The organism is Streptococcus sp. 3.1, from assembly GCF_016648915.1.
GTDB classification, from domain to species: Bacteria; Bacillota; Bacilli; order Lactobacillales; family Streptococcaceae; genus Streptococcus; species Streptococcus salivarius_E.
Genome location: NZ_JACLQV010000011.1, coordinates 25,380 through 41,648, shown reverse-complemented (window position 1 = coordinate 41,648; position 16,269 = coordinate 25,380). Strand labels below are relative to the sequence as shown.

Genomic DNA, 16,269 nt, shown 5'->3' with positions numbered 1-16,269 from the left:
ACCACGACTCGACCAACTGCTTGGCATCGTCTGATAACCATCACAAAACAAACATTTTACATCAGGTCAAGGTCTTGTCATTTATGATTTTAAAGTGGTATAAAATGTCTGGCCTAGGCCAGTCAACCCCTCTATTTTATCAAAAAGGACACAAAAAAACCAGCTTTCTCTAGCTGGCACTTATAGTCCGTACGGGATTCGAACCCGTGTTACCGCCGTGAAAAGGCGGTGTCTTAACCCCTTGACCAACGGACCATAATCTGTGTCTCTACCCTCAAGTAGAACTGGGGTAGCTGGATTCGAACCAACGCATGAGGGAGTCAAAGTCCCTTGCCTTACCGCTTGGCTATACCCCAAAAGACTCTTATTATTCTACAGAAAAACTAGTTGGCTGTCAACACTTTTTTTAACTTTTTTCAAAAAAAGCAACCGGAAATACCGATTGCTAGGAGTTAGGAGATTTCATCATCTAAGCGAACTTAGATAGATGATATGAGGTCGCTTCAACCTCATATGAAAAAAGAAAAGTTTTAGGATGATTTCATTATATGTTTTGCTAGAAATAAAGTCAAAAGATTTGACTTGCAAAATCCGAGTTAGGGGTAAGAATTATGATAATCCTCCCTAGCCTCTAAATAACAAGGTTAGTTGATAACTTTATTCATCATCCTGTGAAACCAAATGATGTCTAAAGGCATAAACGACAGCCTGAGTACGGTCATCAACATTGAGTTTTCCTAGGATATTAGACACGTGCGTTTTAACGGTTTTCAATGAAATGAATAGCTCGTTAGCAATGGTCTGATTGTCATAACCCTTAGCCAAAAGCGCCAGGATATCACGTTCACGTGCCGTCAAGTCGTCGTGTAGGTCCGGATGGCTATCGTGGTATTTAATCTTATTGTCCACCTCAGTTTCGATAGCTTCTTCACCACGGTAAACCTTACGGATACTATTAAGAATCTCTGCCGCACTGCTAGTTTTAAGCATATAACCTTTAGCACCAGCTTCAATGACTGGATAAATTTTTTCATTGTCCAAATAGCTAGTCAAAACCAAAATCTTGGCCTCTGGCCATTCTTTGAGCAATTCCAAAGTCGCTTGAACACCATCTAATTCAGGCATGACAAGGTCCATTACGACGACATCTGGACGAAGTTCCAGGGCAAGGTCAACACCTTCTCGGCCATTGCTCGCTTCTCCAACCACTTCGACATCTCCTTGGAGATTCAGGAAACTCTTAAGGCCCAAACGGACCATCTCATGGTCATCGACCAAAATCACATTTATCTTATTCGACATTGTCTTCTCCTCTTAATATCGGCACACGAACATCAATAGATGTTCCTTTACCTTTAGCAGATAGGAACTGCACAGTTCCCGCCATTTCATCGACACGCTCCTGGATATTTTTCAGTCCATAACTCATCTCGTCAGTCGACGCATTTAAATCATAACCAACACCATTATCCAACATTTTCAATTGAATTTCCTGACTATTTTGATAGAGATAAACCTCTATCTGGCTAGCCTTGGCGTGTTTAAGAGTATTAGAGATAAACTCTTGGGCAATCCTAAAGAGATTATTTTCAATACGCTTAGGCACTTTCTTAACCATATCCTTGTAGACGACATGGATATTGGATTTATCGGTTAATTCCTTAAGAATCATCTGCAAGCCTTCTTGCAAGGTCTTGTTCTCAAGCTCTGTCGGACGAAGATGCAAAAGCAAGACACGCATATCATTTTGAGCATCCGTCAGCATGGCCTCAACCGCCTGAATTTGATTATGCAAATCTTCTTTACTTAGCTGGTCCGCCATCTGAGAGACACCAGAAAGAATCATACTAGCCGCAAAAAGTTCCTGACTAACGGTATCGTGAAGGTCACGAGCAATACGTCCTCGCTCCTTCTTAATAATATCACGGCTTTGAAGAGCCTGGGCATTCTCAGTTTTCTGCAAGTCCTTAGTCAATTTACGCATCTTATGAGATAAGCGCATCATATTCTTGTCTAACTCAATATCTCCTTGACGTTTGACTGGTTGATTATTGATAATGCGGCGCAAATCCTGATTGACTGATCGCATACTGTTATCATTGGCAATGGCCCAAAGAATATAAAGCAAAATGAGCAAACTCAGAACCACAAAAAACATGTTAAAAAGGAAATGGAAGACCTGAGACAGATTACCAAAAACCAATGAAAAGTTAAGGTTAAAGCTATCCATAACCACTAGGGTAACGCCAACCAGAACAACAACTGAATAAATCAGAATCAAAAATAGGTACTGTTTCTTCATTTGCGACGTACCTCCACTGGTCCAGCTCCCACATTGAGAATCAATTTCACTGTTCGATGAGCATGTTCATACTCCGCCCCCTGCAAGGTCAATCTTTCGTAACGGAGGTCGTACTCATCTTCATTGAAGAAGGTGACAGAGCTATAAATCGCTGATATATTGAGCTTGACGGAAACATCAATTGGTACCAAGATAGTCGTCGGACCATAAAGTTTCTGCAAAATCACAACATTATCTCGCCCCGAGACGATAACCTGGGTCAAATCAATCACATCTGTCCCAAAGAAACGGATGATATTGATATCATCAAAGTCATAACGATCACTGACAGGTTCCATCCGAGTTCCAATCCACTGATTTCGCACAGCCTGAGGATCCAAGTCGTCTTCCTTGAATTGAATAAGAGCGTAGCGATTCTTTTTCTTAACCTGTGAAAAATGGTTAATCATGACATAGGCCACACCCACCAAAATCGCAAGCACCACATAGATATTCCACATGGAAACCAGAAAAAGTGAGATTAAACAGATGGTCAAGACAAAGTCACTTTTGGATTCCTTATTAAAAAAGCGAACTGCCAACAAGGTTAAAACCAGTATGAAAATAAAACTGGTAATATCATTATTAAAAATGGTAATCAGGCCCAGAGTCAAAAGCAGGGCTTCCACCACTAAGAAAAAATTAAATTTGGTCATAAGGACCTCTCAAATAAAAGTATACAGGCTTCATTCTATCAAATTTTAAGGCAATTGACAAAAAGACCCAGTTTGAGCATTGAGTAATCAAGATAGAAAAGGGGCAGAAGAAAGCAAAAAAGTGCCTCCATTACAGGAAACACAGTCTTTCATTCAAAAATCTTAATCGTCAGTATCGTCCATTTTGCTTCTTATCATTAGCACTGTACTTCTGATTTCCTCCAGTATGACACGCTGCTCTGCTAATTCTTTCTTAAGCTCGGCTAATTTTCGTTCAGTCTGACGACCTGACCGCACAAAAATATTATTAAGAGAGCTAGTTAACAACCCTAGAGTGGCAATCCCACTAAACATGAGAATAACAGCGACTGCCTTACCTACAAGCGTTTTAGGGACGATATCTCCATAACCAACCGTAGTCACCGTTGCTACAGACCACCAAATAGCATCTATAAAATTATGGTGTTCTACTCGGGCAATAACAGCACTACTGATAAGAATAATAATACTATTAACCGAAAGTAGAAAATAAAAGCCATTTCTGCGATTGATACGATTGGAAATATGCTTGAGCTTGCTACTCAAACCAATTAAACGTGAGAGTTTGGCCAACCTGGCAAAGCGTCCCACTCTTGAAAAGCGGAGGAAGGTAAAGACTTCATTATAGGGAATAATAGCCAACAAGTCCAACACATGTGTTTTCACAAAGATTCGCTTACGAGGTGCTAAGGAGAAACGAATCGCATAATCAATGGCAAATATGAGCGTTATAGACTGATCTATCACTCTAAAAGGTCGCCTTCCAATTGAAATTAAGCCAACTAAATCAAAGATAACCAAGCCAATGGAAATCAGGGCCAGGACCGTTATGACAATATCGTAGGTAATGATATACCTTCTCAGTTTTCTACGGTTTCTCATAGCATCTCTCCTATATGTAATGTCTTCATTATAAAAGAATCTCTGACCTCTGGCAAGCAGGCTTTTTAGGCTATCGACAAGATCTCTAGGTAGCAAAAAAAGAGAGATTAAATAACCTCTCTTCATTATGTCTAAGTTTTTTAATCTATTGTAGTTCTGTGTGAGTAGCCTCTGTCGAGGTTTCAGTGCTTGAAGTTGTACTGTCAGTACTTGAGCTTGTTGATGACGAATGTGTCGTACTACTTGAGCTTGACTGAAGGTTTGAACTTGCTGTTGCAACCGAAACATAGAGAATCACTGTACCATCAACACTTGTACCAGCTTGTGGATCTTGATAAAGGACCTCCGTACTGCTAGGAACCTTATCCTTATCTAATTTGGCACCAGTATTATAGTCGTGGTACTCGATGCTACTACTTGAGATATTCTTACGATTCAAGGTTTGAATCGCTGTTGAAACCGTCAAACCAGTCACATCAGGCATGGTAACTGTCTTAGGAGTTGCCACACGGAACTTAATCTTAGCCTTACTATCCTTAGGATTGAAAGACTTGTTTTTCCCTGGACTTTGAGATAGGATTTCTCCCTCTTCAGCACTGTCATCTTCGACATGCTGAATATCAATTTGGTCCTCAGAAACACCATAATTCGAAGTCAAGTCCTCAATGGCATCCTTATAGTTTTTACCCTTGTAGTCTTTCAAAGCGAAACCTTTACTACCAGAAGAAACATAGACATCAATGCTTGATCCTTCTTTTCGTGTGGTTCCAGCTGTAGGATCGGTCTTGATGACCTTACCCGTATCGACAGAGTCATCTTCCACTTCTTTGACTTCTCCTACCTTAAATCCAGCACCCTCAATTTTAGTCTGAGCTGTGGACAACTCCTGACCGACCACATTAGGTACTTGGACATTATCAGGATTGGTAAAGACTAAATAGGCAAAGATGATAATACCAATAAAAACAAGTCCTAGGAAAACCTTGAGTAAGGTTGAGAAGAAGTTCTTCTTCTTTTTCTTCTTAGCTGGTGTCGTTTTTTTCCTTGGTTGTTTACTTGGAGCGGGTGTAGGCTCTGATGGTTCAGCAGCAACGGCTTTTTTCTCAAGACTTGCTGATGGAACTGGATCAACCTTCGGCAAGGTCTTGGTATCCGTCATATCATCAAAGACTACCTTGGCATCACGTCGATGACTAGGATGCAGACTCGTTACCAAGTCACGGCTCATTTCCAAAGTACTATTGTAACGATTTTCTAGTTTTTTGGCTGTTGCTCGAATAACCACGTTTTCCAAAGCTTGGGGAACGTTACGGTTCTCTGCCAAAATCGATGGTAGTGGTTTTTGGAAATGTTGGAGTGCAATGGTTACTGCACTATCGCCATCATAAGGAATATGACCTGTCAACATTTCAAAAAGCATAATACCCATAGCATAGATGTCACTTTGGATAGTCGCTTTAGATCCACGAGCCTGCTCTGGTGAGAGGTAGTGGACAGAACCCAACATAGAGTTCGTTTGAGTTAGACTAGTCTCTGCAAAGGCAACCGCAATTCCGAAGTCTGTGACCTTGGCTGTACCGTCCTTAGTTAAAAGAACGTTTTGCGGCTTAAGGTCACGGTGGATAATGCCCTTTTGATGGGCAAGAGTCATGGCGGAAAGGACCTCCCCCATGATACGCACAACATCTTGGTTAGAAAGTGGCGCATGGTCTTGAATGTATTTCTTCAAGTCCGAACCGTCCACATACTCCATCACCAAGAACTGCTGGCCGTCTTCTTCGCCAATATCTCGGATAGCAACGATATTAGGATGACTGAGTTCTGCCATGGCACGCGCTTCACGTTGGAAACGGGCCACAGCCACCTGATCAGTTTGGTAATTGGTACGAAGTACCTTAATAGCCACTTTTTCATTATCCAGAATCAGGTCATTAGCCAGATAAACATCCGCCATACCACCACGTCCGATAGATTTAAGGATTCGATAACGTCCAGCAAACAATTTGCCAACTTGGATCATTATCCTTCCTCACTTTCTACCTTAATGAGAGCAACGGTAATATTATCAAGACCACCTGCCTCATTGGCTGCAGCTACCAAACGACTCGTTTTTTCTTCGACGAAACCAGGGCTGTTGACAATATGAACAATCTGTTCGACTGAAATCATGTTGGTCAAACCATCTGAATTGGCCAAAATATAGTCCCCTGGTTCTAATTGTTGGACACCAAGGTCAGCTTCAATCGGAGCAGCTTGCCCAATAGATTGCGTAATGATATTACGTTGTGGGTGAACTGCTGCTTCTTCTTCGGTCAACTGACCAGCCTTGATAAGAGCATTGACCAAAGAATGGTCATTCGTCAATTGCTTATACTCACCATTACGGATAAGGGCAATACGTGAATCCCCAACATGGGCGAAAATCACAGCATTATCAACAAAGGCAAGAACCTCGATAGTTGTTCCCATGCCCTTATATTCTTCGTTTTGGCCAAGTTCATAAATTTTACGATTTTCTGCATCAATGGCAGCAATCATCCAATCACGAATCTGACTCAACTCACGAAAATCAGTGTTAATCCAGTCACGACCAAGGTCAGTCACTGACATCTCACTGGCAATATTTCCAGCACGGTGTCCGCCCATCCCGTCTGCAACAACGACAAGGGTAACACCAGCTTGGTTGACAAATTTATTAACAAAATCTTGGTTATTTGACCGTTTTTGGCCAATGTCCGTTAATAATGATATTTCCATAGTTTTCTTTCTGACTTGCGTCAGCATTTCCTCCTCTGTAACCCTAAGCTTTTTTACGCAACTGTGCGATGAAAAAACCATCAGTTAGATACTGTTCGGGGGTAATTGCCAAACAGCCATTGACCACGATGTCTTTACATGGATGGTCTAAGGCAACTTGCTCAAAATCAGGATGGCTCTCAAGAAAGGCTTGAATCACCTCTTGATTTTCTTCTGCTATGATGGTGCAAGTACTATATGTTATTATACCACCTTTTCGTAGGGTTTGACAAACGCTGGATAGGATATCCAACTGCACAGCCTTAAGGGACTCAAAGTCTTGGAGATCCTTGTTATATTTGATATCGGGTTTCCGACGAATGAGCCCAATTCCTGAACAAGGTGCATCCACTAAAATCTTGTCAAAACTATCAGCTGGAAAGACTTGATGTACCTGACTAGCATCCAGTTTCTGAGTCTTAACCTTATCAGCTAATCCAAGACGTTGTGCATTTTCTTCGATAAGAGCAAGCTTATGATCATAGAGGTCAAGCGCCGTCACATGTCCACTCGTCAAATAAGAGGCCATATGGACAGTCTTACCTCCAGGCGCCGCACAGGCATCCAGGATTTCTTCTTCACCTTGAATCCCTAAAGTTGGTGCAACCAGTTGACTGGTCTCATCCTGAATGGTCAACAAGCCCTCTTTAAAATAATCTGTCCCAGCAAAGTAACCTGAAGACTTAACAAGCCCGACTGGGGATAATACTGAACACTCAGCCCCAGTGGCCTCCGCAATCTCTTCCAAACGTGACGCATCCGTTACACGCACACTAGCCTTGTTTCTCACAAAAAGGCTTTGGAAAATAGCAAGGGCACGATCTTCTCCATACTGGTCGATAAGTTTTTTAACCAACCATACAGGTAGAGAATACTGAACAGAATAGCGTTTATTGACACGTTTGATTGTGCTTGGAGCTGGCAAAGGCTGGCTAGATAGTTTACGAAGAACCGCATTGACCAGCTTCTCAGCCCCCTTTTTATTGCCACGATTTTTGGCAATAGAAACGGCATCATTAACCACCGCATGAGCTGGAATCTTATCTAAATAGGCCAACTGATAGAGACTCAAAAGTAATAAGTCATAGACCCAAGGTTCAAGCTTGTCACGGTCCTCGATGACATGGGCTAGGACCCACTCCAACGTAATCTTACGAGCAACAGTTCCATAAACAATTTCCGTCACCAAGGCCTTGTCCTTATCTGTCAGATGCGACTTGCTCAGATGGGCATTGAGAGCAATATTTGAGTAAGCTCCTTCCTGGAAGACTTCTTCTAAGACTTCAAGTGCCTGTCCACGGGCTGTTTTTTTCCAATCATTGGCCAAATGCATCACCTACTTCAAGATTGCGTCCGACCCCATTAAGGAAATCAGCAATAGCCATACGGGGCTTTCCTGCAGGCTGAACTGTCTTAAGTGAAATGGCTCCCTGACCAGTCGCAACTACCAAACTCTTCTTGGTCTTTTCAATGATATGACCAGCCTGTCCTTGTCCTTCTGCCAAGTCTGCTTCATAAATCTTGAAACGTTTGCCGTCAAGCAAGGTATGTGCCACAGGCCATGGATACATGCCACGGATTTGATTGAAGATGTCACGAGCCGACTTATTCCAATCAAGTCTCTCCTCTTCTGGACTAATATTTGGCGAAAACGTTACCTGACTGGCATCTTGAGGAACAGGTTTGATTTCTCCAGCAATATAGGCAGGCAAGGTCTCAAGCAAAAGGTCACGACCCAAGACTGCCAATTTTTCAAACATGGTACCAACATTATCCTCGTCAAGAATTGGCAAGGCCTTTTGGCTAACCATGTCACCAGCGTCCATCTCCTTGACCATTTCCATAATTGTCACACCTGCTTCTGCATCCCCATTGATAATGGCATAATGAATAGGTGCCCCACCACGGTATTTTGGCAAGAGAGAAGCGTGGACATTCACCGCAAAATCCATGCTATTAAGCAACTTGCTTGGTAAAAATTGCCCATAAGCTGCAGTAACAATCCCATCAGCACCAAGCGCCATCAATTGCGCCATTTCTTCTGACCCTGACAATTTTTCCGGTTGATAAATTGGCAAGTCATGCGCCAAGGCTACTTCCTTGACCGGTGTCATGCGAATTTCTTTTTTACGGCCGACAGCACGGTCTGGTTGCGTCACCACAGCAACAATATCGTAACGCTCATCTGTCAAAAGTCCTTCCAGCACAGTCGCTGAAAAGGCAGGCGTTCCCATAAATACTAATTTTGTCATATTCTTCCTTTTCTAGATTAGGTAAAATTCTGAGGTTCGTGATCGATAATCAAACGCAGGTCCTTGTTTTCAGGTTCCTGAGTCATGTCAAGGACCCTATTAAGCGTTTCTTCCAAGTTATCCTCAAAACGGTATTTGATAATAATCTGATAATGATAAAGGTTATGTGTTCGAGCAATAGGCTTAGGCGTTGGCCCTAGGAAGGTCACCTTGTCTGACAAGTACTCTCTTAAATAAGCCATAACCTCATAGCTCTTGCGGACGACAAACTCTTCATCCTTGTGAGAAAGCGTGATTCCTACCGTATAAAAATATGGCGGATAGGCCAACTGACGTCGAATCCCCATCTCATAGGCATAGAAAGCTTCATAATCCTGTTGTTGCGCAAACCGAATGGCATAATGATTAGGATTATAGGTTTGAATAATAACTTCCCCTTCCTTGTCAGCACGACCAGCACGACCAGCCACCTGTGTCAAAAGCTGGAAGGTACGCTCAGCCGAACGAAAATCTGGTAAATTAAGCGATGTATCTGCATTCAAGACCCCTACCAAGGTAACATTTGGGAAATCCAAGCCCTTGGCAATCATCTGAGTCCCAAGCAAAATGTCAGCCTTACCATTTCCAAAAGTCTCTAAGAGTTTCTCGTGAGCACCTTTCTTACGTGTCGTATCAACATCCATACGAATCACTCTGGCTTCTGGCAAAAGTTCCGTTAACTGGTCATAAGCCTTCTGTGTCCCAGTCCCATAATAGCGAACCTGACGACTCTGACAGTTGGGACAGACATGTGGTATTGCTTTTTGAAAATCACAATAGTGACAATTCATGGTCTTAGTATCCATGTGCAAGGTCAGTGAAATATCACAATTCGGACAATCATCCACATAGCCACAGTCACGACACATGACAAAAGAGGAATACCCACGACGGTTCAACATCAATACGACTTGTTCCTTACGTGCCAAACGTTCCCTGATTTTTTCCAAAAGAGGTGGCGTAAAATCACTCGCCTCTTGACGGCCCACAAAATCCTTGAAGTCCACCACTTCCACCTGCGGAATTTTAGCATGAGGATTAGCCCTTTGTGTCAACTCAAGAAAATGGTAAACCCCTTTCTGAGCTCTCGCCCGTGTCTCAATAGAGGGTGTTGCTGACCCAAGGACAAGCACAGCTCCATGACTCTTAGCCCTAAGCAAGGCAACATCTCTTGCATGATAGCGAGGATTGGACTCTTGTTTATAAGTAGCCTCATGTTCCTCATCGATAATGATTGCCCCGATATTGTCCAAAGGAGCAAAGATAGCCGAACGCGCTCCTACCACAACCTTGGCCTGACCAGATTTAACCTTACGCCACTCGTCAAATTTCTCACCGTCTGACAAGCCTGAATGCATAATCGCCACCAAGTCCCCAAAACGCGAAATGAAACGATTGGTCATTTGGGGTGTTAGGGAAATCTCTGGCACTAAGACAATGGCGGTTTTTCCCATAGCCAGGGTCCTCTCGATAAGATGCAGGTAAACCTCTGTCTTACCTGATCCCGTCACTCCTTCCAATAAGAAAGGTTTGCCACCTTGTCCGATTTGGCGCGTCATTTCTTCAACCGCATGCGCCTGTTGAACATTAAGCTCAAGAAAATCCGTCTTCTCTACCTTTTCAAAGTAGCTGTCGGCACGATTGACCTCAACTTCAGTGATGACCAAGGCACCAGCTTCGATGAAAAACTTAACCACATCTCGTGAAAAAAGCTTGTGGAGGTCTGCCAACTTCCCTGCCTCACTCTTCTCTAACAAGAAGTCACGCATCTCCAAACGTCTCTTAGCCCGTTGTGAAATTGCCAAAGTCTCGAGAGTGCCCTTTTGAACACTATAGTGCTTCTCAGTCTTAATGTTCTGCTTATCCTTAGCAAGGTAATCAACCGTTACACGCCCAGACTGGACCAGACGAGGAATGGCTTGACGCTGCTCCTCTGACAACTGCGAGAAAAGAACATGATCCTGCCCCTGAAGAAAAGTCTGTTTATCTTCTTCACCTAGTTTATCAGTCGCCATGATAACCTTATCGTACTGAGAATTAAGGAGACCAGGTAGCATTGATTTCAAGATAGAAATCTTATAGGAAAAGACCGTATGTCGCATCTGATCAGCCAAGTCCAGTTGATCCTGATTAAGGACTGGCTCATAATCTAAAAGCTCAGCAATAGGTTTTAATTCAGGAAAGTCTCTTAAATCCTCCTGCTCCTCGAAGCCAATAACAAAGCCTTGCAATAGACGATTTCCTTTACCAAAAGGCACATGCACTCGCATACCAATGGCAATTTGACCTTGCATAGCTTCAGGGATAAGGTAACTATAAGGCCTGTCCGTCTGCATCAGAGGAACGTCTACAATAATTTGTGCTACTAAAACCATAAATTTCCTCCTGTCACTTCCTTAAGACCAGTATCTTTCAAGCTCAAGAAAAGCTGAGTTCTTGATTATCATCATAAAGAAGGAAGCTGAGACACTATGCCTCAGCTCCCCTCTCCTCATAAACCAAAGCATGACTTTGATTTTAGATTTTATCGCCTTCTTCTTTTTCTTTAGCGATTTGTTCTTTGATTTTACGTTCTTCTTCCTCAGCAGCAAGACGTGCTTGGATCACTTTCAAACGTGCTAATTCACGTTTAGATTCTGGATCTGGGTGAATAGTCACATTTCCAGTTTCAATTTCTTCAAGGGCTTGAAGGGTTGGTTTTACTGACGTAAACTCTTGAGTTGGTTCAGCACCAGCAGCCAATTCATGGGCACGTTTGGCTTGCAAAATAACCAATGAATATTTTGAAGGCACTTTATCCAAAAGTTTGTCAATAGAGGGTTTCAACATCATAATTCTATACCTATTTCTAATTTATTTGTCTGATAATTTCTTTTCTGAAATCATATTACGATAGCGGCCAATCACACGGTCAACGCGGAAGTGTTCTGCTTCAATAACACGTTTAACACGCTCAGCAGCTAGAGGCACTTCGTCATTAACAATGGCATAATCGTATTCGCTCATAAGAGCAATTTCTTCACGCGCACGCTCGATACGTTGAGCAATAACTTCCTCAGAATCTGTCCCACGACCAACCAAACGTTCTTGAAGCTCGTTTAAATCCGGTGGTGTCAAAAAGATGAAGACAGCATCTGGGACCTTTTTCTTAACCTGAAGGGCACCTTGAACCTCGATTTCAAGGAAAACATCAATACCTTTATCCAAGGTTTCATTGACATAAGTCAAAGGTGTTCCGTAGTAGTTACCTACATACTCAGCATATTCCAACATTTGACCATTACGAATAAGCTCTTCAAATTCCTCACGTGAACGGAAGAAATAATCCTTCCCATCAACTTCACCAGGACGCTGGGCACGTGTGGTCATTGACACTGAGTATTCAAATTTATGGTCAGGTGTTGAAAAAATTTCCTGACGAACAGTTCCTTTTCCGACACCAGAAGGTCCTGAAAAAACAATCAAAAGTCCACGTTCAGACATGTCTTCTCCTTAAACTAAGATTAAAAATCTTCTTATAACTCACCGTAAAAACAGGAACTAGGAGTTTCTTTCCACGGCTTAGGGGTTGTTCAGTGATTAAGTTACAGCTCACTTTTCAAAGCATGCGTTTTTCCTTACTATTTTACCAATAAAAGTGACTTTTTTCAAGGTGAGGACACCATTAAAAAGAGTGAATCCCTTTTCCCAGTACTCACTCTTTTTAAACACTCTTTTAAACCAAACCAGTCAAGAGACCTTGCATGAATTCTTCTGAATGGAACTCACCAATATCATCAATTTTCTCACCAAAACCAATTAACTTCACTGGAATATCCAACTCTTGGCGAATGGCTAGAACCACACCACCCTTGGCACTACCGTCCAACTTAGTCAAGACAAGGCCTGTAAGAGGTGTGATTTTTGAAAATTCCTTAGCCTGACTAAGGGCATTTTGACCTGTTGATGCATCCAAGGCCAAGAGGGTTTCATGAGGTGCTTCTGGAACCACACGTTTGATAATACGACCAATCTTTTCAAGCTCTGCCATAAGGTTGTCTTTATTTTGCAAACGACCCGCAGTATCAATCATAAGGACATCAACTCCTTCAGCAAGAGCCTTTTCCATACCGTCAAAGACCACTGAAGCTGGGTCAGCCTTCTCAGCACCAGTCACTACTGGCACATCAACACGACGTCCCCACTCAACCAACTGAGCAACCGCTCCTGCACGGAAGGTATCGGCAGCTACCAACATGACTTTTTTGCCTTCTTGTTTGTATTTATGCGCTAACTTACCGATAGACGTTGTCTTACCAACCCCGTTGACACCAACGAAAAGCATGACTGTCAAACCATCTTGGAAATTAATCTGCTCCTTATAGACGTCATCCTTCTCGTAAATGTCCACAAGTTTTTCGATAATCAAGCGTTGCAAATCTTCAGTCTTTTTGACATTTTCAAGGCGGGCTTCATAACGTAAGTCTTCCGTTAATTGCGTTGCAACATTAACACCAACATCGGAAAGAATCAGCATTTCTTCCAATTCTTCGAAGAACTCCTCATCAACACGACGGAAATTCGCAAAGAATTCATTCAAGCGAGCAGCAAAACCTGTACGCGTCTTCTTAAGGGTACGATTGTATTTTTCTTGTTCTGTTTCAGTTTTTGAAGCCTGAACTTCTTCAGGTTTTTCCTCAACTTTACGAGTTTGAACAGCCTCAAAAGTAACCGTTTCACCTTTTTCTGCAGCAGCAGCTACCTGAGCCTTTTTAGCATAGTAATCAGCCATGACATCTGCGAAGTGGTTATCCACAGCGACTTGGCTTTCTTCTGACTCTGATACGCCCTCTGATTCACTTGATGCCTGATTATCAACAGAAAGGTCTTCATCAGACGCTACTTCGCTTTCTTCAACAGATTCTGTAGACGAAATCTCTTCTACTTGAGTCTCTGACTCACTGAGCTGTTCTGCTTGACTTTCACTTGTTTCTTCACTTGTTGACAAGTCTTGATTATCAAGAGCCTCAGTTTCTGAAATTTCCTGTTTTGCTACAGTTTCCTGTGACTGGTTCTCCTCTTGTCCAAATAATCGATCAAATAGACCCATTTGGTTCTCCTTATTTCTCTAGAATATATTTGTGGATGGCCTCAGCCACTCCAGATTCCTCATTAGTTTTTGTCGTTACTGCCTTGGCAACAGCCTTAACCTTAGGAACAGCATTTGCCATAGCTACACCAAGACCAGCCCACTCCAACATGGTCAAGTCATTTTCCTCATCTCCCATAGCCATAACCTGACTTTTATCAAGGGCAAGATAATCAGACAAAAGTTTCAAGCCTACAGCTTTATGAACCCCTTTCGGCATGACTTCAAGGATAATCTCACGAGACTTAAAAACTTCAAAATTCTGGTATAGCTGTTTAGGTAGTTTTTGAATTTGGGCATTCAAAAATGCCTCCTCACAGACCGTAACTACCTTATTATAGACGATATTTTCAGGAATGTCATCAATACTCTCCACATCAACGAAGGTCAAGGTAGGGTTAGCCTGACGATAGAGAGAATGATTGCCTTTACTTGGCACACCATAGACAATGCCATCACTGATGACATCCATAGGGAGCCCTAGAGGTTCGAAGACAGCATAAATCTGCTTTAAATCTTCTCGACTCATCTCTTTCTTTATGAGAATATCCCCATTATTACGCTGAACCAAGCCACCATTGAAGGTCACACTATAGTGCTTATCATCCAACAAGCCCAAATCTTCCAAGATATGAGTAATAGCTGGCAGAGGACGACCAGTCGTAATGACCACATGAACTCCCTTAGCTTCTGCCGCCTTCAGAGCAGCTCTATTTTCAGCTGTTACTTGCTTATCCTTAGTAAAGAGGGTTCCATCTAGGTCCAAGGCTAGTAATTTAATCTCAGACATCTGAGCCCACCAATCCTTCCATGTAGTCAAAGACTGCACCATCTTTATGGTGACCAATCACCTCATCTGCTACTGCCTTAATCTCATCACGCGCATTTTCCGTAGCAACCGCACGACCCGCAAAGGTCAACATCTCCATATCATTGAGATTATCACCAAAGGCTACAACATCTGAAGCCTGACGCCCCAACTCTTGGCAAAGATGGTAAAGACCAAAGCCCTTGTCCACACCTTTAAGGATGATATCCATAGAATCAAAGCCAGTTGTCACAGCTGTCATATCCTCAAAAATCGTGTTGAGGTAGTCACCACGTTCCATGATGGTATCTCCTTGGAACTTAGCAGTTACCTTGAAAATATCATCTGTGACCGCTTCAAGGTCCGTTGCCATGACATTTTCATAGTAACGTTCCATGGCCTTAAGATAGGCTGGATCTGCATCATTTGGTGCATAGGCACCACGACGGCCTGACAAAAGAATTCCCTCACAAGTTGGCAGGGATAAAGTTGTATCTGCAATTTGCAAATAATCCTTAGGTTCTAGCTTGGACTCGAACAAGACCTCACCCTTGTACTGAACCAAGGCCCCATTTTCCGCAATAATCGCAATACGGTCCACAAACCCATCAAAAAGCTCCTCCAAGGCCAAGAGGGCTCGGCCAGAAGCTACGGTAAAAACATAATCTTTAGCTTCACAAGCATCCAAAAGGTTATCCAAACGTGCTTTGTCATAGGCACCAAGATGGTCTAGAAAGGTACCATCCATATCTGTTGCTAAAATTTTCAAAATAATCTCCCTTCAGGTCGAATATACTTGCCCCTATTGTACCAAAAATAGGAATATAAGTTTGGGAAAAGCCAAAGAAATTAGAGAAAATATGGTATTTTACTTGCAAATTCATCATTTTAGTTGTATCATTACGATAGTACAAGAATAATACTATTATACTTTTAGAAAGGAGTCTCTTATGGCTTGGACATTTGATGAAAAATCGCCAATCTATCTCCAAATCGCCTATCGCGTCAAACTGAAGATAGCTTCCAAGGAATTGAGTATGGGACAACAACTCCTACCTGTAAGGGAATTTGCTCAGGAAGCCGGGGTCAATCCCAACACCGTACAAAGAGCCTTCCAAGAACTTGAAAAAGAGGGGCTGGTCTATTCTGCCCGTACCTCTGGTCGCTTTGTTACTGAAGATGAAAAACTTATTGATCAAAAACGACATGAGATTGCCCAAAGTCTCATGAAAAACTTTGTCACTGAGATGGCAGCCATTGGTTTTAGCTCACCTGAAATCAAAGCCATCATTACTGACTACATCGAACAAACAGGAAAGGACTTATAG

At 42.4% G+C, this 16,269-nt stretch carries 15 protein-coding genes and 2 tRNA genes; 1 reads left to right on the top strand and 16 read right to left on the bottom strand.

The features are described 5' to 3' along the window. Positions 1–183: 183 nt before the first annotated feature. From H7U02_RS07510 to H7U02_RS07435, 16 genes are all read right to left on the bottom strand, one after another. Positions 184–255 (bottom strand) — tRNA-Glu (locus H7U02_RS07510). Between the two features lie 29 nt (positions 256–284). Then, a tRNA-Gln gene (locus tag H7U02_RS07505) sits at positions 285–356 on the bottom strand. Between the two features lie 301 nt (positions 357–657). Further along, the gene (locus H7U02_RS07500; protein WP_002891417.1) at positions 658–1,302 is read right to left on the bottom strand and encodes a response regulator transcription factor; all 645 of its coding nucleotides are present in this window, start codon (positions 1,300–1,302) and stop codon (positions 658–660) included. Then, the gene (locus H7U02_RS07495; protein WP_064524107.1) at positions 1,292–2,302 is read right to left on the bottom strand and encodes a sensor histidine kinase; all 1,011 of its coding nucleotides are present in this window, start codon (positions 2,300–2,302) and stop codon (positions 1,292–1,294) included. Before H7U02_RS07495 ends, H7U02_RS07500 begins: the two co-directional genes overlap by 11 nt. Further along, positions 2,299–2,997, bottom strand: a complete 699-nt coding sequence (gene liaF, locus H7U02_RS07490) for a cell wall-active antibiotics response protein LiaF (RefSeq protein WP_037603001.1) — start codon at positions 2,995–2,997, stop codon at positions 2,299–2,301. Before liaF ends, H7U02_RS07495 begins: the two co-directional genes overlap by 4 nt. A gap of 162 nt (positions 2,998–3,159) precedes the next feature. Next, the gene (locus H7U02_RS07485; protein WP_060972670.1) at positions 3,160–3,918 is read right to left on the bottom strand and encodes a potassium channel family protein; all 759 of its coding nucleotides are present in this window, start codon (positions 3,916–3,918) and stop codon (positions 3,160–3,162) included. Between the two features lie 145 nt (positions 3,919–4,063). Further along, positions 4,064–5,938, bottom strand: coding sequence for a Stk1 family PASTA domain-containing Ser/Thr kinase (gene pknB, locus H7U02_RS07480; RefSeq protein ID WP_037601769.1), 1,875 nt, complete (start codon positions 5,936–5,938; stop codon positions 4,064–4,066). Further along, a complete protein-coding gene (locus H7U02_RS07475) occupies positions 5,938–6,675 on the bottom strand; it encodes a Stp1/IreP family PP2C-type Ser/Thr phosphatase (RefSeq protein ID WP_037598574.1) in 738 nt (245 codons plus the stop codon). The genes pknB and H7U02_RS07475 overlap by 1 nt, the downstream gene beginning before the upstream one ends. Positions 6,676–6,718: 43 nt before the next feature. Further along, positions 6,719–8,041 (bottom strand): 16S rRNA (cytosine(967)-C(5))-methyltransferase RsmB, encoded by a 1,323-nt coding sequence (rsmB, locus tag H7U02_RS07470; protein ID WP_064525611.1) that lies wholly within the window; start codon positions 8,039–8,041, stop codon positions 6,719–6,721. Then, positions 8,031–8,966 (bottom strand): methionyl-tRNA formyltransferase, encoded by a 936-nt coding sequence (fmt, locus tag H7U02_RS07465; protein WP_201043076.1) that lies wholly within the window; start codon positions 8,964–8,966, stop codon positions 8,031–8,033. Before fmt ends, rsmB begins: the two co-directional genes overlap by 11 nt. 17 nt (positions 8,967–8,983) lie before the next feature. Beyond that, positions 8,984–11,380, bottom strand: coding sequence for a primosomal protein N' (locus H7U02_RS07460; RefSeq protein ID WP_110981104.1), 2,397 nt, complete (start codon positions 11,378–11,380; stop codon positions 8,984–8,986). 142 nt (positions 11,381–11,522) lie between these two features. Beyond that, entirely contained in the window at positions 11,523–11,837 is a 315-nt protein-coding gene (gene rpoZ / locus H7U02_RS07455; protein ID WP_013990232.1) for a DNA-directed RNA polymerase subunit omega, read from the bottom strand. A 21-nt stretch (positions 11,838–11,858) separates the two neighbouring features. After that, complete coding sequence (gene gmk / locus H7U02_RS07450) at positions 11,859–12,488, bottom strand: guanylate kinase (RefSeq protein ID WP_002884259.1); 630 nt, start codon at positions 12,486–12,488, stop codon at positions 11,859–11,861. A 232-nt stretch (positions 12,489–12,720) separates the two neighbouring features. Continuing rightward, positions 12,721–14,094 (bottom strand): signal recognition particle-docking protein FtsY, encoded by a 1,374-nt coding sequence (gene ftsY / locus H7U02_RS07445; RefSeq protein WP_060971840.1) that lies wholly within the window; start codon positions 14,092–14,094, stop codon positions 12,721–12,723. A 10-nt stretch (positions 14,095–14,104) separates the two neighbouring features. After that, on the bottom strand, positions 14,105–14,923 hold the full coding sequence (locus H7U02_RS07440; RefSeq protein ID WP_002884514.1) for a Cof-type HAD-IIB family hydrolase: 819 nt from the start codon (positions 14,921–14,923) through the stop codon (positions 14,105–14,107). Next, a complete protein-coding gene (locus H7U02_RS07435) occupies positions 14,916–15,710 on the bottom strand; it encodes an HAD-IIB family hydrolase (protein WP_002884689.1) in 795 nt (264 codons plus the stop codon). Before H7U02_RS07435 ends, H7U02_RS07440 begins: the two co-directional genes overlap by 8 nt. Positions 15,711–15,891: 181 nt before the next feature. Between H7U02_RS07435 and H7U02_RS07430 the strand changes: the two genes are divergently transcribed. Further along, entirely contained in the window at positions 15,892–16,269 is a 378-nt protein-coding gene (locus tag H7U02_RS07430) for a GntR family transcriptional regulator (protein WP_002884206.1), read from the top strand.